This window comes from Actinacidiphila cocklensis (assembly GCF_907177275.1).
GTDB classification, from domain to species: Bacteria; Actinomycetota; Actinomycetes; order Streptomycetales; family Streptomycetaceae; genus Actinacidiphila; species Actinacidiphila cocklensis.
In genome coordinates this window covers 91,628-114,272 of the sequence record NZ_CAJSLV010000047.1, presented here as the reverse complement: position 1 = coordinate 114,272, position 22,645 = coordinate 91,628, and the positions used below count along the sequence as shown (strand labels likewise).

Annotated in this window: 18 protein-coding genes; 14 read left to right on the top strand and 4 right to left on the bottom strand. The window is 72.1% G+C overall.

Annotated features, from left to right (window positions below; genetic code table 11):
* The first annotated feature begins 75 nt into the window (after nucleotides 1-75).
* Nucleotides 76-2,046, top strand: coding sequence for an ATP-dependent DNA helicase (locus tag NFU81_RS10800; RefSeq protein WP_251488063.1), 1,971 nt, complete (start codon nucleotides 76-78; stop codon nucleotides 2,044-2,046).
* Nucleotides 2,047-2,137: 91 nt separating this feature from the next.
* Here NFU81_RS10800 and lexA read toward each other — a convergent pair whose 3' ends face one another.
* Entirely contained in the window at nucleotides 2,138-2,917 is a 780-nt protein-coding gene (gene lexA, locus NFU81_RS10795) for a transcriptional repressor LexA (RefSeq protein ID WP_251488061.1), read from the bottom strand.
* Nucleotides 2,918-3,478: 561 nt separating this feature from the next.
* On the opposite strand from lexA, the gene nrdR reads away from it, so the two are divergent.
* From nrdR to NFU81_RS10780, 3 genes are all read left to right on the top strand, one after another.
* The gene (gene nrdR, locus NFU81_RS10790) at nucleotides 3,479-3,991 is read left to right on the top strand and encodes a transcriptional regulator NrdR (protein WP_251488059.1); all 513 of its coding nucleotides are present in this window, start codon (nucleotides 3,479-3,481) and stop codon (nucleotides 3,989-3,991) included.
* A gap of 118 nt (nucleotides 3,992-4,109) precedes the next feature.
* Nucleotides 4,110-6,989, top strand: coding sequence for a vitamin B12-dependent ribonucleotide reductase (locus tag NFU81_RS10785; protein WP_251488057.1), 2,880 nt, complete (start codon nucleotides 4,110-4,112; stop codon nucleotides 6,987-6,989).
* A gap of 165 nt (nucleotides 6,990-7,154) precedes the next feature.
* On the top strand, nucleotides 7,155-7,760 hold the full coding sequence (locus NFU81_RS10780) for a YdbC family protein (RefSeq protein WP_251488054.1): 606 nt from the start codon (nucleotides 7,155-7,157) through the stop codon (nucleotides 7,758-7,760).
* A gap of 37 nt (nucleotides 7,761-7,797) precedes the next feature.
* On the opposite strand, the gene NFU81_RS10775 is transcribed toward NFU81_RS10780, so the two are convergent.
* Complete coding sequence (locus NFU81_RS10775) at nucleotides 7,798-8,460, bottom strand: TetR/AcrR family transcriptional regulator (RefSeq protein WP_251488051.1); 663 nt, start codon at nucleotides 8,458-8,460, stop codon at nucleotides 7,798-7,800.
* 73 nt (nucleotides 8,461-8,533) lie between these two features.
* Here NFU81_RS10775 and NFU81_RS10770 point away from each other — a divergent pair, with 73 nt between their 5' ends.
* The 6 genes from NFU81_RS10770 to NFU81_RS10745 all read left to right on the top strand — a co-directional run bounded on the left by NFU81_RS10770 (nucleotide 8,534) and on the right by NFU81_RS10745 (nucleotide 13,275).
* Nucleotides 8,534-9,265: an SDR family oxidoreductase gene (locus tag NFU81_RS10770; RefSeq protein WP_251488048.1), complete on the top strand. Its 732-nt coding sequence runs from the start codon at nucleotides 8,534-8,536 to the stop codon at nucleotides 9,263-9,265.
* Nucleotides 9,262-10,098: an SDR family NAD(P)-dependent oxidoreductase gene (locus NFU81_RS10765; RefSeq protein WP_308208275.1), complete on the top strand. Its 837-nt coding sequence runs from the start codon at nucleotides 9,262-9,264 to the stop codon at nucleotides 10,096-10,098. The genes NFU81_RS10770 and NFU81_RS10765 overlap by 4 nt, the downstream gene beginning before the upstream one ends.
* A 97-nt stretch (nucleotides 10,099-10,195) precedes the next feature.
* Nucleotides 10,196-10,861: a histidine phosphatase family protein gene (locus NFU81_RS10760; protein ID WP_251488044.1), complete on the top strand. Its 666-nt coding sequence runs from the start codon at nucleotides 10,196-10,198 to the stop codon at nucleotides 10,859-10,861.
* A gap of 56 nt (nucleotides 10,862-10,917) precedes the next feature.
* On the top strand, nucleotides 10,918-11,823 hold the full coding sequence (locus NFU81_RS10755) for an ADP-ribosylglycohydrolase family protein (protein WP_251488042.1): 906 nt from the start codon (nucleotides 10,918-10,920) through the stop codon (nucleotides 11,821-11,823).
* A gap of 48 nt (nucleotides 11,824-11,871) precedes the next feature.
* Nucleotides 11,872-12,564: a ribonuclease HII gene (locus NFU81_RS10750; RefSeq protein WP_251488040.1), complete on the top strand. Its 693-nt coding sequence runs from the start codon at nucleotides 11,872-11,874 to the stop codon at nucleotides 12,562-12,564.
* A 54-nt stretch (nucleotides 12,565-12,618) separates the two neighbouring features.
* On the top strand, nucleotides 12,619-13,275 hold the full coding sequence (locus NFU81_RS10745; RefSeq protein WP_251488038.1) for a hypothetical protein: 657 nt from the start codon (nucleotides 12,619-12,621) through the stop codon (nucleotides 13,273-13,275).
* A gap of 39 nt (nucleotides 13,276-13,314) precedes the next feature.
* Here the strand turns inward: NFU81_RS10745 and NFU81_RS10740 are convergent, their stop codons facing one another.
* Nucleotides 13,315-13,902: a hypothetical protein gene (locus NFU81_RS10740; protein ID WP_251488036.1), complete on the bottom strand. Its 588-nt coding sequence runs from the start codon at nucleotides 13,900-13,902 to the stop codon at nucleotides 13,315-13,317.
* Nucleotides 13,903-14,351: 449 nt separating this feature from the next.
* Between NFU81_RS10740 and NFU81_RS10735 the strand changes: the two genes are divergently transcribed.
* Nucleotides 14,352-16,511, top strand: coding sequence for a RecQ family ATP-dependent DNA helicase (locus NFU81_RS10735; protein WP_251488034.1), 2,160 nt, complete (start codon nucleotides 14,352-14,354; stop codon nucleotides 16,509-16,511).
* A gap of 389 nt (nucleotides 16,512-16,900) precedes the next feature.
* Nucleotides 16,901-18,112: a DUF4192 domain-containing protein gene (locus tag NFU81_RS10730; protein ID WP_251488031.1), complete on the top strand. Its 1,212-nt coding sequence runs from the start codon at nucleotides 16,901-16,903 to the stop codon at nucleotides 18,110-18,112.
* Here NFU81_RS10730 and NFU81_RS10725 read toward each other — a convergent pair.
* Entirely contained in the window at nucleotides 18,024-19,334 is a 1,311-nt protein-coding gene (locus tag NFU81_RS10725; protein ID WP_251488028.1) for an alpha/beta fold hydrolase, read from the bottom strand. The two genes, NFU81_RS10730 and NFU81_RS10725, sit on opposite strands and share 89 nt — an antisense overlap.
* A gap of 750 nt (nucleotides 19,335-20,084) precedes the next feature.
* Between NFU81_RS10725 and NFU81_RS10715 the strand changes: the two genes are divergently transcribed.
* Together NFU81_RS10715 and NFU81_RS10710 are read left to right on the top strand one after the other, a co-directional pair.
* The gene (locus NFU81_RS10715) at nucleotides 20,085-20,816 is read left to right on the top strand and encodes an NUDIX hydrolase (RefSeq protein WP_251488025.1); all 732 of its coding nucleotides are present in this window, start codon (nucleotides 20,085-20,087) and stop codon (nucleotides 20,814-20,816) included.
* A gap of 43 nt (nucleotides 20,817-20,859) precedes the next feature.
* A complete protein-coding gene (locus NFU81_RS10710) occupies nucleotides 20,860-22,632 on the top strand; it encodes an ATP-binding cassette domain-containing protein (RefSeq protein ID WP_251488021.1) in 1,773 nt (590 codons plus the stop codon).
* The last annotated feature ends 13 nt before the right edge of the window (nucleotides 22,633-22,645 follow it).

Below are 22,645 nucleotides of genomic sequence, written 5' to 3'. Positions count from 1 at the left end.
GACCGGTCCCGTGGATGACCGACAATGGCGCAGCCGGACGGCGCTGTCGGTGGCTGCCCGTAGGCTTGCTCTCCTATGACTGACACGCCCCCACCCGCGCTCACCGACCTCCTGCATGCCGCCGTCACCGCCGTCGGAGGCGTGGAGCGGGCCGGTCAGGTCACCATGGCCGAGGCCGTCGAGGCCGCCGTGGACGACAAGTCCCATCTGCTCGTCCAGGCCGGCACCGGCACCGGTAAGTCCCTGGGGTATCTCGTGCCCGCGCTCGCCCACGGGGAGCGGGTGGTGGTGGCCACCGCCACCCTGGCCCTCCAGCGGCAGCTCGTGGAGCGCGACCTGCCCCGCACGGTCACCGCGCTGCAGCCGCTGCTGCGGCGCCAGCCGCAGTTCGCGATGCTCAAGGGCCGGTCCAACTACCTGTGCCTGCACCGCCTGCACGAAGGGGTCCCGCAGGACGACGAAGAGGGCCTCTTCGACCCGTTCGAGGCGGCGGCGCCGACCAGCAAGCTCGGCCAGGACCTGCTGCGGATGCGGGACTGGGCCGACGAGACGGAGACCGGCGACCGTGACGGCCTCACGCCCGGGGTGTCCGACCGCGCCTGGGGGCAGGTCTCGGTCAGCTCGCGCGAGTGCCTGGGCGCCACCAAGTGCGCGTACGGCGCGGAGTGTTTCGCCGAGGCGGCACGCGAGCGCGCCAAACTGGCCGACGTGGTCGTCACCAACCACGCACTGCTCGCGATCGACGCGATCGAGGGCACCCCCGTCTTGCCCAGCCACGAGGTGCTGATCATCGACGAGGGGCACGAGCTGGTCTCCCGCGTCACCGGTGTGGCGACCGGCGAGCTGAGCGCGGGCAGTGTCAACCGCGCGGTCAAGCGCGCTGCCCGGCTGGTCAACGAGAAGGCGGCGGACGCCCTGCTGAGCGCCGCGGAGGGCTTCGAGCGGGTGATGGAGCTGGCCCTGCCCGGGCGCCTGGAGGAGATTCCCGAGGATCTGCTCTACGTCCTCGCGGCGCTGCGGGACGCCTGCCGCCAGGTGATCACGGCGCTCGGCGACACCCGTGACAAGTCGGTGCAGGACGAGGACGCGGTGCGCAAGCAGGCCCTCGCCGCGGTGGAGCACGTGCACGAGGTGAGCGAGCGACTGGTCTCGGTCTCGGAGTACGACGTGGTGTGGTGCGAGCGCCACGACCGCTTCGGGGCCTCGCTGCGGGTCGCCCCCCTCAACGTCTCCGGGCTGCTGCGCGAGAAGCTGTTCACCGAGCGCTCGGTCGTCCTCACCTCGGCCACGCTCAAGCTCGGCGGCGACTTCAACGGCGTGGCGGCCTCGATGGGCCTGGCCGCCGAGGGCACCGAGGGCGACGACGTGGCGCGGTGGAAGGGCATCGACGTCGGGTCGCCCTTCGACTACCGCAAGCAGGGCATCCTCTACGTGGCCAAGCACCTCTCGCCGCCCGGCAGGGACGCCGGCCGCGAGGACATGCTGGACGAGCTCGCCGAGCTGATCGAGGCGGCGGGCGGCCGTACGCTCGGGCTGTTCTCGTCCATGCGCGGCGCCCAGACGGCCGCGGAGGCGATGCGCGGACGGCTGGACCACCCGGTGCTGCTGCAGGGCGAGGAGACGCTGGGAGAGCTGATCCGCGCCTTCTCGCAGGATGCCAGAACCTGCTTGTTCGGCACGCTGTCGCTGTGGCAGGGGGTGGACGTGCCCGGTGTGAACTGCCAGCTTGTGGTGATGGACCGGATCCCGTTCCCGCGGCCCGACGATCCGCTGATGAGCGCCCGGCAGAAGTCCGTCGAAGAGCACGGCGGCAACGGCTTCATGGCGGTCGCCGCCACCCATGCCGCGTTGCTGATGGCGCAGGGCGCGGGCCGGCTGATCAGGGCGTCGGGCGACCGCGGGGTGGTGGCCGTGCTCGACCCGCGGCTCGCGACCGCCCGCTACGGCGGCTTCCTGCGCTCGTCCATGCCCGACCTCTGGTACACGACCGACCGCAACCAGGTGCGGCGCTCACTGGCCGCGATCGACGCCGCGGCGAAGGTCTGAGGGGCCGGGCGCGACGACCGCGCCCGGGGGCCGCAACGAGGCCGCCCCGGAACCGTCGTACGGATTCCGGGGCGCTCGGACGACCCGCGCGTCAGACCCTGCGCAGGACTGCGACGACCTTGCCGAGGATGGTGGCCTCGTCGCCGGGGATCGGCTGGTAGGCGGCGTTGTGCGGCAGCAGCCACACATGCCCGTTGTCCCGCTTGAAGCGCTTCACCGTGGCCTCGCCGTCGAGCATGGCGGCGACGATGTCGCCGTTCTCGGCGACGGGCTGGCGGCGGACGGTGACCCAGTCCCCGTCGCAGATGGCGGCCTCGATCATCGAGTCGCCGACAACCTTGAGCACGAACAGCTCGCCGTCGCCCACGAGTTGCCGGGGGAGCGGGAAGACGTCCTCGACCGATTCCTCGGCGAGGATCGGTCCGCCGGCCGCGATCCGCCCGACCAGCGGCACATAGGAGGCCGACGGCTTGCCCGAGGTGTCGGTGGGCTGCGGGTGCCCGGCGTCGGAGGCACGTACTTCGTACGCCCGGGGGCGGTGCGGGTCGCGGCGCAGAAAGCCCTTGCGCTCCAGTGCCATCAGCTGATGGGCGACCGACGACGTGCTCGACAGCCCGACGGCCTGGCCGATTTCACGCATGGACGGCGGGTATCCGCGGCGCTGCACCGAATCCCTGATGACTTCGATGACCCTGCGCTGGCGTTCGGTGAGTCCGGAGCTGTCGGCGCGAATACCCGGGGGCCGTCCGGGAAGTGAGCGCGCGGGCTTCGGGCTGTTCTCTTCGTTCATCACGTCCAACGGGCCGATTCGATCCGGGGAGCGGTCATGGGCGGTCAATGTCGCTGTGGCGCTCTCTGCGGTGGTGGTCACGGCGGCCCCTTTCGAGATGTTCTCCCACCGCATGAACTGCGGGAGGCCCGCTTCACGGCCGCGGGCAGTTAGTACAACGGTAGTGGGTTTCGAAAGGTTGCGCCAAACACACGTTCGAGTGAATTTGTATAAATCCGCTGACGTGATCAAGGTACCGGGTGTATTGATCGAATGGAAGTTCGACTTCCGCTTCTGTGTCGGCCGGTCCGCTCAGGTGCCCGTCCGACTCGCAGGGGCGCCTGCTGTGACGCTCCGGCGGTGCGGTACCCCAGTGTGTCACCGGCGCCCCGCCGTCGCCCGGGCGGCGGCGCGACACACAGGACGCACGGTCGCCTACGGTCGGCGACTTGTGACACGCTCGGCGAGTCGGTTGAATCCACCGCACCACATCTAGTGGTTGGATAGGGACCGGCCCCCACGGGTTGTGGTCCGACGGGGGACCCGGCGGGTCCAACGCCGCAGGAATCACCTATGCTTGGGGACTGCTTCACGGGGTCGTTCGACACCGGGGAAGCATCTTTGGCGCGCGCTCACCACGGAGTGAGGGAGGGAGTAGGAACGATGCACTGCCCCTTCTGCCGACACCCCGACAGCCGTGTCGTCGACAGCCGAACCACCGACGACGGCGCCTCGATCCGCCGGCGCCGCCAGTGCCCGGACTGCGGTCGCCGGTTCACGACCGTGGAGACCGCGTCACTGATGGTGATCAAGCGCAGCGGCGTGACGGAACCTTTCAGCCGCAGCAAGGTGATCGTCGGCGTGCGCAAGGCGTGCCAGGGTCGCCCCGTCACCGAGGACGCCCTCGCCCAGCTCGGGCAGCGGGTCGAGGAGGCGGTCAGGGCCACCGGCAGCGCGGAGCTGTCGACCCACGACGTGGGACTGGCCATACTCGGTCCGCTCCAGGACCTCGACCTCGTCGCGTATCTGCGGTTCGCCTCGGTCTACCGCGCGTTCGACTCGCTCGAGGACTTCGAGAGGGCCATCACGGAGCTGCGCGAGCAGCTGCCACCCACCACTCCTGGCGGGCTCGACGAGGACCTCGGTGTCCCCGCGCCCGCATCCGCCGCCGACTGAGCGGCGCGCAGGACACAGATTTCTGCCGGAGCGCGACGCGCGCCGAGGCCGTGGACAACACCGTGCTGCGGGAAGAACCGCGCACATCAGGGCGTTTTCGCCCGTATAGGGAGGCGGAATGACAGAGACGACGAGCGGCCCGGTACGCGGTTCCCGCACCAAGGGGTCCAAGACGAGCAAGGGCCTGCACATGGAGCGCATCCACACCACCCCCGGCGTGCATCCGTACGACGAGGTGGTCTGGCAGCACCGTGACGTCGTCATGACCAACTGGCGCGACGGTTCGATCAACTTCGAGCAGCGTGGCGTCGAGTTCCCCGACTTCTGGTCGGTGAACGCGGTCAACATCGTCACCAGCAAGTACTTCCGCGGCGCGGTGGGCAGTCCGCAGCGCGAGCAGAGTCTGAAGCAGCTGATCGACCGGGTGGTGCTCACCTACCGCAAGGCGGGGGAGAAGCACGGCTACTTCAGCTCCCCCGACCAGGCCGAGGTCTTTGAGCACGAGCTGACCTACGCGCTGCTGCACCAGGTCTTCAGCTTCAACTCGCCGGTCTGGTTCAACGTGGGCACCGCCCAGCCCCAGCAGGTCTCCGCGTGCTTCATCCTGTCCGTCGACGACTCCATGGAGTCGATCCTCGACTGGTACAAGGAAGAGGGCATGATCTTCAAGGGCGGCTCGGGTGCCGGCCTGAACCTGTCCCGTATCCGCTCCTCCAAGGAACTGCTCTCCTCCGGCGGCAACGCCTCGGGGCCGGTCTCCTTCATGCGCGGTGCCGACGCCTCCGCCGGAACCATCAAGTCGGGCGGTGCCACCCGCCGCGCCGCCAAGATGGTCGTCCTGGACGTCGACCACCCGGACGTCGAGGCCTTCATCGAGACGAAGGTCAAGGAGGAGGAGAAGATCCGCGCGCTGCGCGACGCGGGCTTCGACATGGACCTGGGCGGCGACGACATCACGTCCGTCCAATACCAGAACGCCAACAACTCGGTTCGGGTCAACGACGAGTTCATGAAGGCGTACGAGTCGGGTGCGAACTTCGGGCTGCGGGCCAGGATGACCGGCGAGGTCATCGAGGAGGTCGACGCGCGGTCGCTGTTCCGCAAGCTGGCCGAGGCGGCCTGGGCCTGCGCCGACCCGGGCATCCAGTACGACGACACGATCAACCACTGGCACACCTCGCCGGAGACCGGCCGGATCACCGCCTCCAACCCGTGCAGCGAGTACATGCACCTGGACAACTCCAGCTGCAACCTGGCCTCGCTGAACCTGCTGAAGTTCCTGCGCGACGACGGCGAGGGCCACCAGTCCTTCGACGCCGAGCGCTTCGCGAAGGTCGTCGAGCTGGTCATCACCGCGATGGACATCTCCATCTCCTTCGCCGACTTCCCGACCGAGAAGATCGGCGAGACCACCCGCGCCTTCCGCCAGCTGGGCATCGGGTACGCCAACCTGGGCGCCCTGCTCATGGCGACCGGCCACGCCTACGACTCCGACGGCGGCCGCGGCCTCGCCGGAGCCATCACCTCGCTGATGACCGGAACGTCCTACAAGCGCTCCGCGGAGCTCGCGGCGGTCGTCGGCGCGTACGACGGCTACGCCCGCAACGCCGACGCCCACAAGCGCGTCATGAAGCAGCACTCCGACGCCAATGGCGCCGCCCGCAGGGTCGACGACCTCGACACCCCGGTGTGGGCCGCGGCGACCGAGGCGTGGCAGGACGTCGTCCGGCTCGGCGAGAAGAACGGTTTCCGTAACGCGCAGGCGTCGGTCCTCGCGCCCACCGGAACGATCGGCCTGATGATGGACTGCGACACCACGGGTGTCGAACCGGACCTGGCCCTGGTGAAGTTCAAGAAGCTCGTCGGCGGCGGCTCGATGCAGATCGTGAACAACACGGTCCCCACCGCGCTGCGCAGGCTCGGCTACCAGCCCGAGCAGGTCGAGGCGATCGTCGCCCACATCTCCGAGCACGGCAACGTGATCGACGCGCCCGGGCTGAAGAACGAGCACTACGAGGTCTTCGACTGCGCCATGGGCGAGCGGGCGATCTCGGCCATGGGCCACGTGCGGATGATGGCCGCGGCCCAGCCCTTCCTGTCGGGCGCCATCTCCAAGACGGTGAACCTGCCGGAGTCGGCCACCGTCGAGGAGGTCGAGGAGGTCTACTACGAGGGCTGGAAGCTCGGCCTGAAGGCGCTGGCGATCTACCGCGACAACTGCAAGGTCGGCCAGCCGCTCTCGGCCAAGAAGAAGGACGACGGCAAGGCCGACAGTACGGCGCAGGCGCCCGCGCAGGTCGAGAAGGTCGTCGAGTACCGCCCCGTGCGCAAGCGGCTCCCCAAGGGCCGTCCCGGCATCACCACGTCCTTCACGGTGGGCGGCGCCGAGGGTTACATGACGGCGAACTCGTACCCCGACGACGGTCTGGGCGAGGTCTTCCTGAAGATGTCCAAGCAGGGCTCCACCCTGGCCGGCATGATGGACGCCTTCTCCATCGCGGTGTCCGTGGGCATGCAGTACGGCGTCCCGCTGGAGACCTACGTCTCGAAGTTCACCAACATGCGCTTCGAGCCGGCCGGACTCACCGACGACCCGGACGTGCGGATGGCGCAGTCGATCGTCGACTACATCTTCCGCCGCCTGGCGCTGGACTTCCTGCCCTTCGAGACCCGCTCCGCGCTCGGCATCCACTCCGCCGACGAGCGGCAGCGGCACCTGGACACCGGTTCGTACGAGGCCGGCGAGGACGAGGTCGACGTCGAGGGACTGGCCCAGTCCGCACCGCGGCAGGTCGAACCCCGTACGCCGTTGTCCGTGGCCAAGCCCCCCGCGGCCACCCCGGCGCCCAGGGAGGCGCACAACTCGACGGAGCTGCTGGAGATCCAGCTCGGCCTGAACGCCGACGCACCGCTGTGCTTCTCCTGCGGCACCAAGATGCGCCGCGCGGGCAGCTGCTACCTGTGCGAGGGCTGCGGCTCGACCAGCGGCTGCAGCTGACGGCACGGCCTGACCGGCCGACCGGCATGTGACGGCGGTGGGGAGCGGACCGAAGGGTCCCGCTCCCCACCGCCGTCCGCCGTTCGGGGGCATCTGTCGGGCGCGGCGGGGACCGGAGTCGCGGACCGGGCCGAACTCAGGCCTGCGCGCCACTACGATGGCGCGGTGTTGGTGAAGTGGATACGCTGCGGCGTCCTCGACCAGGCCGGTTTCGACCGGGGGCAGCGCAGGTGGGCGGCGCTCAGGGAGCAGCCCGGATTCCACGGCCAGGGCGGCGGCTGGAGCCGTTCCCAGCCCGGCGTGGCACATCTCTTCGCCTTCTGGGACGGGCGGGCTGCCTACGACGCCTTCATGGCGGGTCCGCACGATGCCCTCGCGGCGACGCAGGAGGGCACGTTCGAGATGCTCGCGGCGCGGAACTTCACCCGCAGGCTGGACGTGAAGGTCGGATTCGAGCCGGACTTCTCCGACGCCGACCTGCTGCGGGTCGCGTTGTGCAAGGTGCGGCCCACCCGCGTCGACCACTTCGTCCAGGCGCAGGAGCGCGTGTGGAACCCCGCGATGGCCGGGTCGCCCGGCATGCTGCGCGGTGTCTTCGCGGAGGGTGCCGAGAGCGACTTCCTGGTGTTGTCGGCGTGGAATTCCGCCACGGAGCACGGCAAATACCGTGAGGGGGCGGTGGCCCGGCTCTCGGACCGGGCCGGCCTCGACGGCGACGTGCTGTCCGTGGCTGGTGACGTGGTCGACGTCGTGCAGGCGTGGACCGTCTGACCGGGCCGGCGCGGACCGTATGAGGGGACGCGCACGTTCACGCGGTGCCGACTGGGCGGCCCTCCGGAGCCTCGGCGGTGCCGGGCTCCGGCTCGGCCTGGGCGGTCCCGCCCGGTCGTAGCAGCGTGGTCAGCGCCGTGGTGATCTGCTCCGCCAGCCGGGAGTCGACCGGCGCGTGCCGGCTGATCAGCCGGTACCACATGGTGCCGAACGCGAAGTCGACGGCGAGGTCGAGCGACACGGTTCCGTCGGACAGCGAACCTTCGGCCACCCCGCGGGCCAGCAGCGCCCGTAGCGCTTGCCTGCGAGGTCCGATGACCGTGGACTGCAGCCGGTGCGACAGTTCCGGGTCGTGCTGCGCCTCGGCCATCAGCCCGATCAGCGCGTTGCCGGTGAGCGCGGTGGTGAGCGTGAACGTGGCGTCGAGCAGCGTGCGTACGTCGCGCAGCGTGTCGCCGGTCTCCGGGTCCAGGCGTTCCGCTTTGCGCAGTGCGAGGTCGCGCAGGGCATCGATCAGCACGTCCTGCTTCGCCGGCCACCACCGATAGACGGTCTGGCGGCCGACTCCCGCGGTCTCCGCGATGCCCTTCATCGTCAGCTGCTGGTAGCCGTCGCTCTGGCACAGCTCCAGCGCCGCGTCGAGGACGGCGCGTCGGGCCGTCTCGCTGCGGGGTCTGCCACGTGCCGGTGTGTCGTTCATGAGGTCACTTTACAAGGCATGGTGTCTCGCATATGATTTACGAGTCAGCATGTCTCGTAAATGGGGGAACGAAATGCCCGCATCGACAGAACGTGTCGTCGTCATCGGCGGCACATCGGGAATCGGTCTGGCCACCGCGCAGGAGCAGCTGCAGGCCGGTCGCGAGGTCATCGTCACCGGCCGCGACAAGGGCAGGTTGGACACCGCGCTCGCACAGCTCGGGGAGGGCGCGTCCGGCGTGTCGCTCGACGCGCTGGACGAGACGGCCACTCATGACTTCTTCGCAGGGCTCGGCCCGGTCGACCACGTGGTGGTGGCCGTCACCGGCAGCACCGCGGCGGGTCCCTTCGGTGAACTGCCGATAGCCGATCTGCGGGCCGCGGCGGAAGGCAAGCTCGTGGCCCAGACGGTCGCCGCCCAGGCGGCGCTCAAGGCACTGCGCCCCGGCGGTTCGATCACCTTCGTCACCGCGGGCTCCGCCGGCTCTGCGCGGCCCGGTACCGCCGGACTGGCCGCGGTCAACGCGGCCGTCGAGGCGATGGTCCCGGTCCTCGCCGTCGAACTGGCGCCGATACGGGTCAACGCCGTCTCGCCCGGCATCATCGACACCCCGTGGTGGGACTGGCTGGACGCCGATGCCCGCCAGCAGGTGTTCGACGGCTTCGCGTCGACCGCGCCCGCTGGACGGGTGGGCCGCCCCGAGGACGTCGCCGGAGCGATCGGGTATCTGATCGGCGCGACCTTCACCACCGGTGTGGTGCTCTCGGTCGACGGCGGTTCCCGGCTGCGGCCGGCGGCGTTGTGACCGGGCGCCGCCGGCGGACCGTACTGATCACCGGATCCACCGATGGAATGGGCCGCTGGCTGGCGCTGCGCCTGGCCGAGGCCGGCGACCGGGTCCTGATACACGGCCGGCATGCCGAGCGCGCGGAGGAGGTGCGCAGCGCGGTGTGGAAGGCCACCGGTGAGGACCGGGCCGAGGTGCTGCTCGCCGACCTCGCCGCGCTGCCGGAGGTCGACCGGCTGGCCGACGAGGTGGCCGCCCGCACCGACCGGCTGGACGTCCTGGTGAACAACGCGGGGATCGGCGGCGCCTCACCCGGTGGTCGGCGAGAGGTCGACGCGTACGGGATCGAGCGCAGGTTCGCGGTGAACTACCTGGCCGGATACCGGCTGACCCGCCGGCTGCTGCCGCTGCTCGTCGCGTCGGCGCCGTCCCGCATCGTCAATGTCGCCTCGGCTGGCCAGCATGCCATCGACTTCGCCGACCCCATGCTGGCCGCGGGTTACGACGCCTCGCGGGCGTACTCCCAGAGCAAGCTCGCCCAGATCATGTTCACCTTCGACCTCGCGGAGGAGTTGCGCGGGAGCGGCGTCACGGTGGACGCGCTGCACCCGGCCACTTTCATGGACACCACGATGGTGCGGGAGGTCGGCATCAGCCCGTGGAGCACCGTCGAGGAGGGCGGTACGGCGACGCTGCGGCTCATCAATGACGCCGAGCCGGGAAGCGGCCGCTATTTCAGCGGGGTCAGCGAGGCGCATGCCGATCGGCAGGCGTACGACCCGGCGGCCCGGCGAAAGCTGCGGGAACTGTCGGACGACCTGATAGCCGGTCCCGCCGGCGCCGGGAGCTGACGGAAGCGACGGTCCACCCCGTGCCGCCGGCGGCGGGGTGGACCTGGTCGGCGGCCCCGGCGAGCCGGTGACCAGGTCGCACCATAGGCTGAGCGCCATGGGACGCCCTCGCCGCATCGTGCTCATCCGGCACGGCGAGTCCCAGGGCAACAGGGACGACACCATCTACGAGCGGGTGCCGGACCACGCCCTGGAACTCACCGCCACCGGCCTGCGCCAGGCCGCCGAGGCCGGAGAAGGGCTGCGGCAGCTGTTCGGCGACGAGCAGGTCCAGGCGTTCGTCTCGCCCTACCGGCGCACCTGGGACACGTACCGCGCCCTGAAGCTGGACCCGCGCCTGACCCGGGCCAAGGAGGAACCCCGGCTCAGAGAGCAGGACTGGGGCAACTGGCAGGACATCGAGGACATCCAGCGGCAGCGCAAGGCGCGCGACGCGTACGGCCACTTCTTCTACCGCTTCGCGATGGGGGAGAGCGGTGCGGACGTCTACGACCGTGTCGGGGCGTTCCTCGAGACCCTCTACCGGGCCTTCGACAAGGAGGACTTCCCCGAGAACGTCCTGCTCGTCACCCACGGGATCACCATGCGCCTGTTCTGCATGCGCTGGTTCCACTGGACGGTGTCGGAGTTCGAGGCGCTGTCCAATCCGGACAACGCCGAGACGCGCACCCTCCTGCTCGGGCCTTCCGGCAGCTACGCTCTGGACCGGCCGTTCGAACGCTGGCGCACACCGGCTCCGCCGGGCGGCGACGACGGCGGGTGAGTTTCAGCACAAGGAGATTGACCCGGAACAGGCGCGATGTCAGAGTTTTCGACGTCATGACGGCTCACACCACCCACTCCGCGCGACTCTCCCGCGCCCTCACCAGCCTCCGGGGGCTTGCCGTGGGCGACGCCCTCGGCTCCCAGTTCTTCGTCCCCGCCCACTACACGGCACTGCAGAACGGCGAACTCCCGCCGGGCGCCTGGCAATGGACCGACGACACCGAAATGGCCTGCTCCGTGGTCGCCGTGCTCGCCGGCCACGGGCGCATCGACCAGGATGCGCTCGCCCTGTCCTTCGCCGAACACCACGACTTCGACCGGGGCTACGGCCCTGCCGTCAACCGCATGCTGCGGCTGATCCGCCAGGAGGGCGCCGACTGGCGGGAACTGGCGGCCGGGCTCTTCAACGGGCAGGGCTCGTGGGGCAACGGCGCCGCGATGCGCGTCGCCCCACTCGGCGCCTGGTACGCCGGCGATCCCGTCCAGGCCAGCCACCAGGCCGAGATCTCCGCGTACACCACCCACCAGCACCGCGAGGCGGTCGCCGGTGCGATGGCGGTCGCCGCCGCGGCGGCGCTGGCCGCCGATCCCGCAGGTCCGCAGGACCCGTCCGACCTGCTCGGCGCGGTCCTCGACGTCGTGCCGCGGAGCGCCGTCCAGGCCGGCGTCCGGCGGGCGCGGGACATGCTCGACTACGCCGACGTCGCCACTGTGGCAGCGGTGCTCGGCTGCGGCCGGCGGACGAGCGCCCACGACACCGTACCCTTCGCCCTGTGGTCGGCCGCACGCCACCTCGGGGACTACGAGCAGGCGTTCTGGGCCACCGCGAAGGCCGGCGGCGACATCGACACGACCTGCGCGATCGTCGGCGGCATCATCTCCGCCCGGCCCGGCGGCGAACCCCCGGCGGCATGGACCGAGCGGACCGAAGCCCTGCCGGACTGGGCCGGGATGTCCTGATCGGCGCGTGGAAAGCGCCGGAGACCGGCGAGTAGGCTGGTGACCGCCATGGCCTACCCACCACCCACACACAGCGTCGAGCGCTCCATGCGTGCCACGCTCGGCGTGAAGACCGTCGCTGGCATCGACGAGGTGGGCCGCGGCGCCTGGGCGGGGCCGGTCACCGTCTGCGCCGCCGTCACGGGCCTGCGCCGCCCGCCGGACGGCCTGACCGACTCCAAATTGATCACTCCCAAGCGCCGTACTCGGCTGGCCGCGGTGCTCACCGGCTGGGTCACCTCCTACGCGCTCGGCCAGGCGTCCCCCGAGGAGATCGACGCGCTCGGCATGACGGCCGCCCTGCGGCTCGCTGCGCTCCGCGCCCTCGAAGGACTGCCCGAGCCGCCCCAGGCGGTCATACTCGACGGCAAGCACAACTATCTGGCCGGCGGCGGGCCGTGGCAGGTCAGGACGGTGATCAAGGGCGACCAGTCGTGCGTGTCGGTCGCCGCCGCCTCCGTCATCGCCAAGGTGCGGCGCGACGGCGAGATGGCCGAACTCGGCGTGGAATACGCCCCGTTCGCGTTCGCCGACAACGCCGGTTATCCCTCGCCGGTCCACCGCTCGGCACTTGAGGAGCTGGGGCCGACGCCGCTGCACCGGATGTCGTGGTCGTACCTGGACTCCATGCCGCGCTGGCAGCACCTGAAGAAGGTGCGCAACCCGGACGACTCAGGGGAACAACTCGGTTTCGATTTCTGATCCAGCACCCACCCGCCGCTGCGCATTCGGTGCGCATTTGATAGACATCAACTCATGCCTCTCACCCCCGAGGAGCCTCAGATTCACGAGAGCGTCCCGGGTCCTCGCACTGCTCCGACCAGCGGCCGGAGTGCGTCGACCCCCCGTCCTGTCCCAGGCCCGCCCCGGCCCGCCGCGCCGCGGCCGGCACCGCCGAGGGTAGTCGCCACCGTCGGCTCCGGCCCTGTGGGAAGCGGCCGCCCGACCGGTAGTGCCGGTCCCGCGGCTGCGACCCAGCCGGCCCCTGCCGCAGCGGTGCCCCAGCAGCGCCCGGCCACCCGGGAAGCCGCACAGATCCAGCTCATCCCCGCCCCGGCCGACGGTGCGCTCGACGCGGCCGAGGAGGCCGTCGACCTGCTGCTCGACACCGGTCGCGTGCCCGGAGAGATCCTGGTGCTCACCACCGGCGAGCAGCACCCGTGGGCCGTCCACGAGTTGAGCTTCGGCGAGGCGTCCTACTGGGCGCAGCACGACGCCGGCGACGACGTGTTCTACGCCGACATCGCCGCTCCGCGTGCCGCCGGCCGCCCGGTGGTGGTCGTGGCGCTCAACGGCGGCAGCGACGACACGCTGCCGCGGGCGCTGGCCACCGCGCTGGCCAGGGCCGGACTGCTGCTGATCGTGTGTGGCGAGCCGGCCCGTGTCAACAGCCTGCTCGGCGCCAGCGCCTGAGCGTCCGCGCACCGGGCGGGTCGTCCCGCCCGGTGCGGCTCAGCGCGAGGAGACGTGCCGCAGTGTCTGCGGTGTGCCTTTGGCGACCGGCGGCGGGTCGCTGCGGGCACGCGACCAGGAGGTCGCATTCGGTGTCCGCCCGGCGCGGTTCTCACCGATGACGTGCCAGCCGTCGGCGGTCAGCGTCACGTAGGAGCCGCAGCGCAGCCCGTGCAGCGTGCAGGCGTCGCGCAGCCCCCACATCCACGCGCCGTCCTCCGGGGTCCACCCCGGCGCCCCGTCGCGGCAGATCATCAGCACCGCGGTGCGGACGGGTCTGCGCAGGCGCAGGTCGTGCGGAATGACGCGGCGCAGGTGGGACAGCAGCGCATTGCGGCGCTCCCAGCCGTCCACGACACCGCTGCGACCGGCGAACGAGGCGCTGGCCCTGATCCGCCCGTCCGGGTCGTAGACCGCGACCACCGCGGTCGACGGCGACGGCAGATGTCTGGCGTGCAGGTCCTTGACCACTTCCCGCGGACTCGCGAGCAGCGGGACGCCGATGTCGGCCCACTCGGCCGGCTCCAGCGTGCGTGACGCGAGTGAGGGAAGGGCGGAGGACGTCCCCGGAACGAAGCCGATGGTCACGGTCCTCCCTTCACGGATGCACCCGTGGACCGGCCGCGGGCGTGCGCCGGTCAAGGGGCTCGAAGAGCCGTTCGGGGATCCGCGTCCAATTCTTCCCCGCGTATTGCCCTGCGGCAACGGGCAATTGGCGTCGGCGACCGGAATAGTCCCGTCCGTCGGATAGATCCCGGCCGCCGCGGCGCTGGCGGGTCTCTCGCCTCCATACCGCCAGGACCAGCGGGAACGCCGTTGTGACCGCGGGCTCTGCGCCGCAGGCCGGCCGTGACAGCCGGCGTCCGGCCGCTGTCCGGGAAATCTCCGGCGAGCAGCACGGGTGACGCTGCCGCCTTCACGACTTCAACCGATTGCGGCGGCGGCACGACCGCTGCGTGCAGTGCCCGTACGCGCCGGCGGCCCTGCCCGACGCGGCGGATTGGCTGATTGTCCGTGCCATCGGGTTGCATGGGGGCATGGACAACCTGGAACTCCGTGCAGAAGCCGATGCCATCCTCGCCGGGCTCGTCGGCGACCCCGGAGGCTCGGCGCGGCTGCGGGAGGACCAGTGGCAGGCGGTGTCGGCGCTGGTGGAGGAGCACCGGCGGGCGCTGGTGGTGCAGCGCACCGGGTGGGGCAAGTCGGCGGTGTACTTCGTGGCCACCGCCCTCCTGCGGCGGCGCGGCGCCGGGCCCACGGTGATCATCTCGCCGTTGCTCGCGCTGATGCGCAACCAGGTCGAGTCGGCTGCGCGTGCCGGAATCCGGGCGCGCACCATCAACTCGGCCAACCCGGAGGACTGGGAGGCGATCTACGGGGAGGTGCAGCGCGGCGAGACCGACGTTCTCCTGGTAAGTCCTGAACGCCTCAATTCCGTGGACTTCCGCGACCAGGTGCTGCCGAGGCTCGCGGCCACCACCGGTCTGCTGGTCGTCGACGAGGCACACTGCATCTCCGACTGGGGCCATGACTTCCGGCCCGACTACCGGCGGCTGCGGACGATGCTGGCCGAACTGCCCGCGGGCGTGCCGGTACTGGCCACGACGGCGACCGCGAACGCCCGGGTGACCGCGGACGTGGCGGAGCAGCTGGGCACCGGCGGTGACGAGGCACTGGTGCTGCGGGGGCCTCTGGACAGGAAGAGCCTGCGACTGGGGGTCCTGGAGCTGCCGGACGCCGCGCACCGGCTGGCCTGGCTGGGGGAGCGGCTGGGGGATCTGCCGGGTTCCGGGATCATCTACACCTTGACCGTGGCGGCGGCCGAGGAGGTCGCGGCGTTCCTGCGCCAGCGCGGTCATCCGGTGGCCTCCTACACAGGGAAGACGGAGAACGCCGACCGCCTGCAGGCGGAGGAGGACCTGCTGGCGAACCGGGTGAAGGCGCTGGTGGCGACCTCCGCGCTGGGGATGGGCTTCGACAAGCCGGACCTGGGCTTCGTCGTCCACATGGGCTCGCCCTCGTCGCCGATCGCCTACTACCAGCAGGTCGGCCGGGCGGGCCGCGGGGTGGACCACGCGGACGTGCTGCTGCTGCCGGGCCGCGAGGACCAGGCGATCTGGGCGTACTTCGCCTCGGTGGGCTTCCCGCCCGAGGAGCAGGTGCGGCGCACGCTGGCGGCGTTGGAGGACGCGGGCCGCCCGCTGTCGCTGCCCGCTCTCGAGCCGCTGGTGGACCTCCGGCGCTCGCGCCTGGAGACCATGCTGAAGGTGCTGGACGTGGACGGGGCGGTCACTCGCGTGAAGGGGGGCTGGACCGCGACAGGGCAGCCGTGGGCGTACGACGCGCAGCGGTACGCGTGGGTGGCCCGGCAGCGGGAGGCGGAACAGCAGGCCATGCGGGAGTACGCGGCGACCACGGGGTGCAGGATGGAGTTCCTGCAGCGGCAGCTCGACGACGAGAAGGCGGCCCCGTGCGGTCGCTGCGACAACTGCGCAGGCTCCTGGCTCGACCCCGCGGTCTCGCCTGCGGCCCTGTCGGGAGCCGCCGGGGAGCTGGAGCGCCCGGGGGCCGAGGTCGAGCCGCGCCGCATGTGGCCCTCCGGCATGCCCGCGGTCGGAGTCGACGTCAAGGGCCGTATCCCCGAGGACCAGCAGGCGGCCACCGGGCGGGCGCTGGGCCGGCTGTCGGACATCGGCTGGGGCAACCGGCTGCGCCCGCTGCTGTCCGCGCAGGCCGCGGACGGGCCGGTGCCGGACGACGTGCTGGCCGCCGTGGTGACGGTGGTGGCCGACTGGGCGCGCTCGCCGGGCGGATGGGCCAGCGGCACCCCCGACGCGATGGCCCGGCCGGTGGGCGTCGTTGCCATGCCGTCGCGCAGCCGTCCCGAACTGGTCGCCTCGCTGGCCCAGGGCCTGGCCCGGGTCGGCCGGCTCCCGCTGCTCGGCAGCCTCGGCTACGCCCCGCAGGCCGACGACCATGCCGCGCACCGCAGCAACTCCGCCCAGCGGCTCCGCTCGCTGGCCGCGTCCTTCACTGTGCCGGACGACCTCGCCGCCGCCCTGGCAGGCGCTCCCGGCCCGGTCCTGCTCGTCGACGACTACACCGACTCCGGCTGGACGCTCGCCGTGGGCGCACGCCTGCTGCGCCGGGCCGGGGCCGCTCAGGTGCTCCCGCTCGTCCTCGCCCTGGCCGGGTAGCAGGGGCGGGAGTCACCGCTGGAAGCGCCCGCCACCCGGTCGGGTGCGGCGGGCTTGTCGGCACCGATACGGGCCACCGCATCGCCGGTGCCCGGGACGAAGCCCTGCGCTTCGTCGGCGCCCGTGAACGCCAGCGGCTGCCTGTCGGCGGGGTGTCACCATACCGTCACGCAGTGTGGGCCGTTCGGGTGGGCTTGGGTGGGAGGCCGGGGGATTCGCCGTTCTGCCTGGAGTGCAGGCTCGGCATCGTTACGCGGCCTGTGGATAACTCTGGGCCAGAGTTATCCACAGGTTTTGAGGGGGTCTGGCGTGAAGCGCCCCGGCTGCGGCAAGCTCGAATCATGACACAGAGCAACCAGATTCAGCACGGAGAGTCATCATCGTCCGGCGTGGAGACGAAGGTCGTCCTGCGCAGCCCGGAAGAGCTCGCGCAGGCCCTGCCGTTCCTGATGGGCTATCACCCCACCGACTCGATCGTCCTGCTCGCCCTGCACGGTGAGCACGGGCGCTTCGGCGGCAGGCTGCGGGTGGAGCTGCCCGACGAGCCGCAGGACGTCGCGGAGTGGCCGGGCCTCGCACGGCAGCTTGCGGACTTCCTGGTGGCAGGGAGCCTGCGGCGCGGGAGCCGGCCGTCCTCGATCGTCGCCTTCCTCTGCCAGGACCCGCGCGCGGGCGAGCGGCCCTCCCAGGTGATGGAGCGTCTGCGGCCGCTCGCCCAGCAACTCCGGGTCGCCTGCGGTGAGATGGACGTCCCGGTGATCGAGGCGCTGTGCGTCTCGGGGGGCCGATGGTGGTCCTACTGCCGGCCCGGCTCCGACAGCACCGTGGAGGAGCCCGACGAGGGTGCCCCGGTGGCGGAGGCCGGCCGATCAGTGATCGCCGCCACGTCCGCCTACGCCGGGATGCCGATGCCGGTGTCGCTGCGCGAACTGGAGTCCCGGCTGCGGCCGGTCGAGCCGCCGGCCCTCGAACACGAGACAGCGCTCGACCTGGCGTGCGCCCGGCTGGTGCCGCGCATGCTCGACCGCAGCGCGAGCGTCTCGGTCACGGATCGCACGGTCGAACTCGCCCGCGGCGCACTGGAGGACTTCCTCTCCGCACCGTCGGTCAACGACCCGGTGTCGTCCGACAGGAGGGACGACGCGCTGCTCGACCACAAGGACGCGGCCGAGATGATCCTCGGCCTTCAGGACCACGCGGCCCGCGACCGCGTCGTGGAGTGGGCGGACCCGGTCAGGGCCGGGGCCGCGATCCGGCTGTGGCGAGCGCTGGCCAGGCGCTGCGCGGGGCCGTACGCGGAGCACGCGGCGGCGCTGCTCGCCCTGACCGGCTGGGTGGCCTGGTGCCTGGGCGACGAGGCGGAGGCGCGCGTCGCCCTGTGCAGGGCGCTGGACCTCGAACCGCACTGCACCTTCGCCCGCCTGCTGCAGCACGCCGTCGCCCAGGGCCTGGACCCCGACGTGGTGCGGCACTCCCTGCGGAGCGCCCGGCGCAGAAGGGTCCTGGAGGCGGCTACCGTTCGCCGCGGACCAGCTGGACCAGCCGGTCGAGGACCTGGCCGCCGCTCGCCCGGAGGCCGTCGTGCTCGTATTCGTCGGTGACCCAGGTCCGCAGACCGCGGATCGCCCGCGCGGTCTCCAGGGAGTCCGCGGTGTCGACGTACATGTCGTCGTGGTACACGGCGGCCGCGACGGGCACCCGGTTCTGCGCCAGCCGGGCGGGGTCGTAAAGGTCCGGCCACTGCTCGCGCTGCGCCAGCAGGTCGGCCGTCTCGCGCAATGGTGCAAGCGCAGGGTCGGTCTCGAACATCCACGGGTGGATGGTCTCCCCGGTGAAGAGCACCGGTCCGTCGCCGTCCAGCGCGGCGTCCGCGTCGAAAGCGGGGAATTCGCCTCTCACGGTCTCGGCCGCCCAGTGAGTCCCCCGCGCGGAGACCGACACCTGACCGTAGATCGCCTCGTGCAGCAGCGCGTAGAGGGGGCCGCCCGCGAACGAGAGGTGCCCCTGGACCTCGGCGAGGAAGGAGTCGGACAGGACGCGGCCGGCCGGCCCGGTCACGAAGGCGTCCTCGACCAGATAGTGCAGGGTGTGCGAACCGGTGCCGGAGCCGAGCATCAGGCCGAGTGCCTGGAACGCGCGCGGGGTCAGCACACCGCCGCCCGGCAGTTCGGCGGGGCGCTCGCGCAGGTGGCGGGCGATGTCGCGGACCGCTTCGACGTCGTCGGGGTAGCGGGCATAGTGCGCCGCGTTCTTCCGCTGGATGCGCGGGTAGGCCGCGCGGTAGACCTCCTGCGCCGGCGTCCGCAGCCCGGGCAGGCCGCCGGTGATCAGTACCTCGTCGAGGGCGTCGGGCGCGAAGGACAGGTAGCTGACGGCGCAGAAGCCGCCGAAGCTCTGGCCCAGCACGCTCCACGACTTGTCCTCGCCGAGCAGCCGGCGCCGGATGGCCTCGCAGTCCCGCACGATCGAGTCGGCCCTGAAGTGGGAGAGGTATTCCGCCTGCGCGGCCGCGTCGCCGCGGGCGGGCAGCGTCCGGCGGTTCGCGGGCGTCGACAGCCCGGTGCCGCGCTGGTCGAGCAGCAGCACGCGGTAGTCGTCCAGCGCACGCGCCAGCCAGCCGTCCCTGCCCAGCGGGCGCGGGCTGCGGTTGCCGGGGCCGCCCTGGAGGAAGAGCAGCCACGGCAGCCGGTCGGAGTCCTTCTTCACCGCCACCACTTCCCGCGCGAAGACCTCGATCTGCTCGCCGTCGGGTTCGGCGTGGTCGAGCGGCACCTGGATGCGGTGGTCGGTGAGGATGGTGCCGGGCTGGCGGTGGACGGGCATGCTGCCTCTTCCTGTTGTCTGCGGCTGCGCGGGTTCCGGGTGCGGCACGAGCAATGTCGTTCGTTCAGGAACCGTAGACGGCCCGTGACCTGCGCGCTCGGCAGGCCGTTCCTCACGAGTGCAGCTCTCAGCGCGACAGCCGAACCCCCTGCGGCCGGACGCGGGCGCGGACAGCGAGCCCGCCCGCCGGCCACGAGGTGATCAGGGGCTTCGACCCGTTCGGGCACAGGAGCGGCGCCGTGCGGGTCCACGAGACCGCCGTGGCAGCGGCGGGGCCGGCGGCCGCAGGCCTTGACGAGGCCGCGGTCACGCTGATGACCGGAGTGCTGGACGCGGACGCGGCCGCGTCGTTCGGCCTGCGGCTGCCCGAGATTTACGCGGCGGAGCAGCGGGGCCGGCGGCGTCGCGCCCTGCCTGCATCCGCTGGCCCGCCGTCCCGCCGCGCCAGCGGCGGCCGGGCCGGTCCATCTGCCGGCCGCCCCGGCCGGGGTGCGGACCGACGTGCCGGGCGGGGCCGTCGCGCTGCGGCCGCTGTCCCGTGCACCGGTGGGGGCGGTCCGGCTGAGCGGGATGCGGGTCGCCGGGCGCCGTTCGCGGTGCGCGTCGGCCGGCTGGGGACGGCGATTGCGGAGGGGGCCGCGCCGGGGCCGCGGCTCGGTGCCTGACGCGGGCAGGACGACGGAAGGAGGTGATCGCGGAGCAGGTGTCGAACCTGCTGATTATCGTCAGGCAGACGACTAAGATCGCGGCATGTCGCCCTACGACCCGTCGGCCTTTCCGCCCTTCGCCGTCACCGTCGACCTGGTCGTGCTGACCGTGCGGGAGCACGCGCTGTGTGCGCTGTCGGTACGCCGGGGTGAGCCTCCCTACCAGGGGAGATGGGCACTACCCGGCGGTTTCGTGCGGGCGGACGAGGATCTCTCGCAGGCCGCGGCACGTGAGCTGGCCGAGGAGACCGGGCTCCGCGCGCAGAGCGGCGCCCACCTGGAACAGCTCGCGACCTACGGGGACCCGCAGCGCGACCCGCGGATGCGGGTGGTGAGCGTCGCCCATCTGGTGCTGGCGCCCGACCTGCCCGCTCCGCGGGCCGGCGGCGACGCGCGCAGCGCGCGCTGGGCGCCGGTCGGCACGCTGTTCGCCGAGGGCGGGCAGGAGCCCGCGGAAGCGGCGCCGTTGGCCTTCGACCACGCGCGCATCCTGGCGGACGGGGTGGAGCGGGCGAGGTCCAAGATCGAGTACTCGTCCCTGGCCACGGCCTTCTGCCCGCCCGAATTCACCGTGGGCGAGCTGCGCCGGGTCTACGAGGCGGTGTGGGGAGTGGCGCTCGACCCGCGCAACTTCCACCGCAAGGTCACCGGCACGGTGGGCTTCCTGGTGCCCACCGGGGGGACGACGACACGTCAGGGCGGTCGTCCCGCACAATTGTTCAGGGCGGGAGGGGCCACCCTGCTCAATCCGCCGATGCTCCGGCCCGAGGTGTAGTTCGCGGGGCGATTTACCCCATTTCCGGCGTTATGGTGCTGGGGTGATCCAGGCCATCGGATTGACCAGCAAGCCCCGCCGCGGCGCTCCGCCCGCTGTCGCCGACCTCACCTTCGACATCCGCCCGGGCGAAGTCACCGGCCTGCTCGGCCCGGCCGGGTCGGGCAAGTCCACCGTCGTCCGCCTGCTGCTCGGCCTCCAGTCCGGCAGAGGCGCCACGCTCGTCGACGGCCGCCCGCTGCACGAACTGGCGGGACCTGCCCGGGCCGTGGGCGCCGTGCTCGGCGATGTCCCCGGGCATCCGGGCAGGACGGCACGCAGCCACCTGCGGATGCTCTGCGCCGCCCATGGCCTGCGCGTCGCACGCGCCGACGACCTGCTCGAATCCGTCGGCCTCGCTGAGGTGGCCGACCGGCGGCTCGGCACGTACTCGCTCGGCATGGACCGCAGGCTGGCCTTCGCAGTGGCGCTGCTGCCCGATCCGCACGCGCTCGTCCTGGACGACCCGGTACGCGACCTGCCGCCGCGCGAAGCCGCCTGGATGCACGCGCTCGTGCGCCGCCACGCGTCCGCCGGCGGCGCCGTCCTGCTGACCGGCCGGGACGCCGGGGCGCTGGCCAGGACCGCCGACCGGGTGGTCGCGCTGGCGGACGGGCGGATCGTCGCCGACCAGACGGCCGCGGTCTTCGCCGGCACCCGGCTGCGCCCGCACGTGGCCGTACGCTCCCCGTACGCCCAGCGGCTGGCCGGGCTGCTCGCCGAGGACGGCGCCGAGGTGGTCGCGGCCGGCGGCAGCCGTATCGCGGTCTACGGCGCCACGGCGGCGGCCGTCGGCGAGGTCGCCTACCGACACGGCATCCTGCTGCACCAGCTGGCCGACGAGACGGCCGCAGACGCAGCCCAGGACGCTGTCCAGGCCCCGGAGGACGCCGACCGCCAGCCGTCCCCAACCCCCAGGAACCGGCCCTCCCCGCATCGCACGCAGCACCGGCCACTGCACCCGGTGCGCTACGAGCTGCGCCGCTGCTTCGGCGTGCGCACCCCCTGGCTGCCGGCGGCAGCCGCACTGGCCGCCTCCGTCCTCTGCGCGCTGCTGCTGGCGCGCGGCGGTGCCGCCCACGCCTCGCCGCTGCGCCTGCTGTCCGGCTGGCCGGCGGCCCTTCCGCTGCCCGCCGCCGCGGTCGGCGCGGGAGCGCTGGGCGCGCTGTCCTACGGGCAGGAGTTCGCCTACCCCGCGCTGACGCCCGGCTTCGGTCCGGAGCCCCGGGCCGCGCGGCTGCTGGCCGCCAAGCTCGCGGTGAGCGGCGCCCTCGCGCTGGGGCTGGCCGCGCTGGCGGCGCTGCTGAACTCCGCCGCGCTGCGGGTCGCCCTCGGCCCGGGCCGCGCCCCGGACCCGATGGCGCTGTCGGCCACCACGGCGGGCTGGGCCGCGCTGGCTGTCGGGTGCGCGTGGACCGGGGTGCTCGCGGCGTGCGCGTTCCGCACGACGGCGCTCGGGCTGTCCGCGGTGCTGTCGGTCCCCCTGCTGGTCGCACCAGGCGTACGGGCGTTGCTCGGTGGGAGTGCGGGGCGCCAGTTCCTCGACGCGGGCGGCGCGTTGTGGTCGCTGCTCAGCGGGGCGTCGCGAGCCGACGACCGTGCGGCTCTCGCCGCGCTGCGATCGGCCGCCCAACCACTCTTCGTGGCAATGGCGTTGTCGCTGTCCGGCCTGGTCATCGCCTATGTGGCAGGCGCATTGCGCGGTCGCAGGCGTGGCCGCAGGTCAACTCCCGTCCGTTCCGGGGGAGCTGTCAGGATCGAGGGTGAAGAGGGATGATTCGTCCCCATAA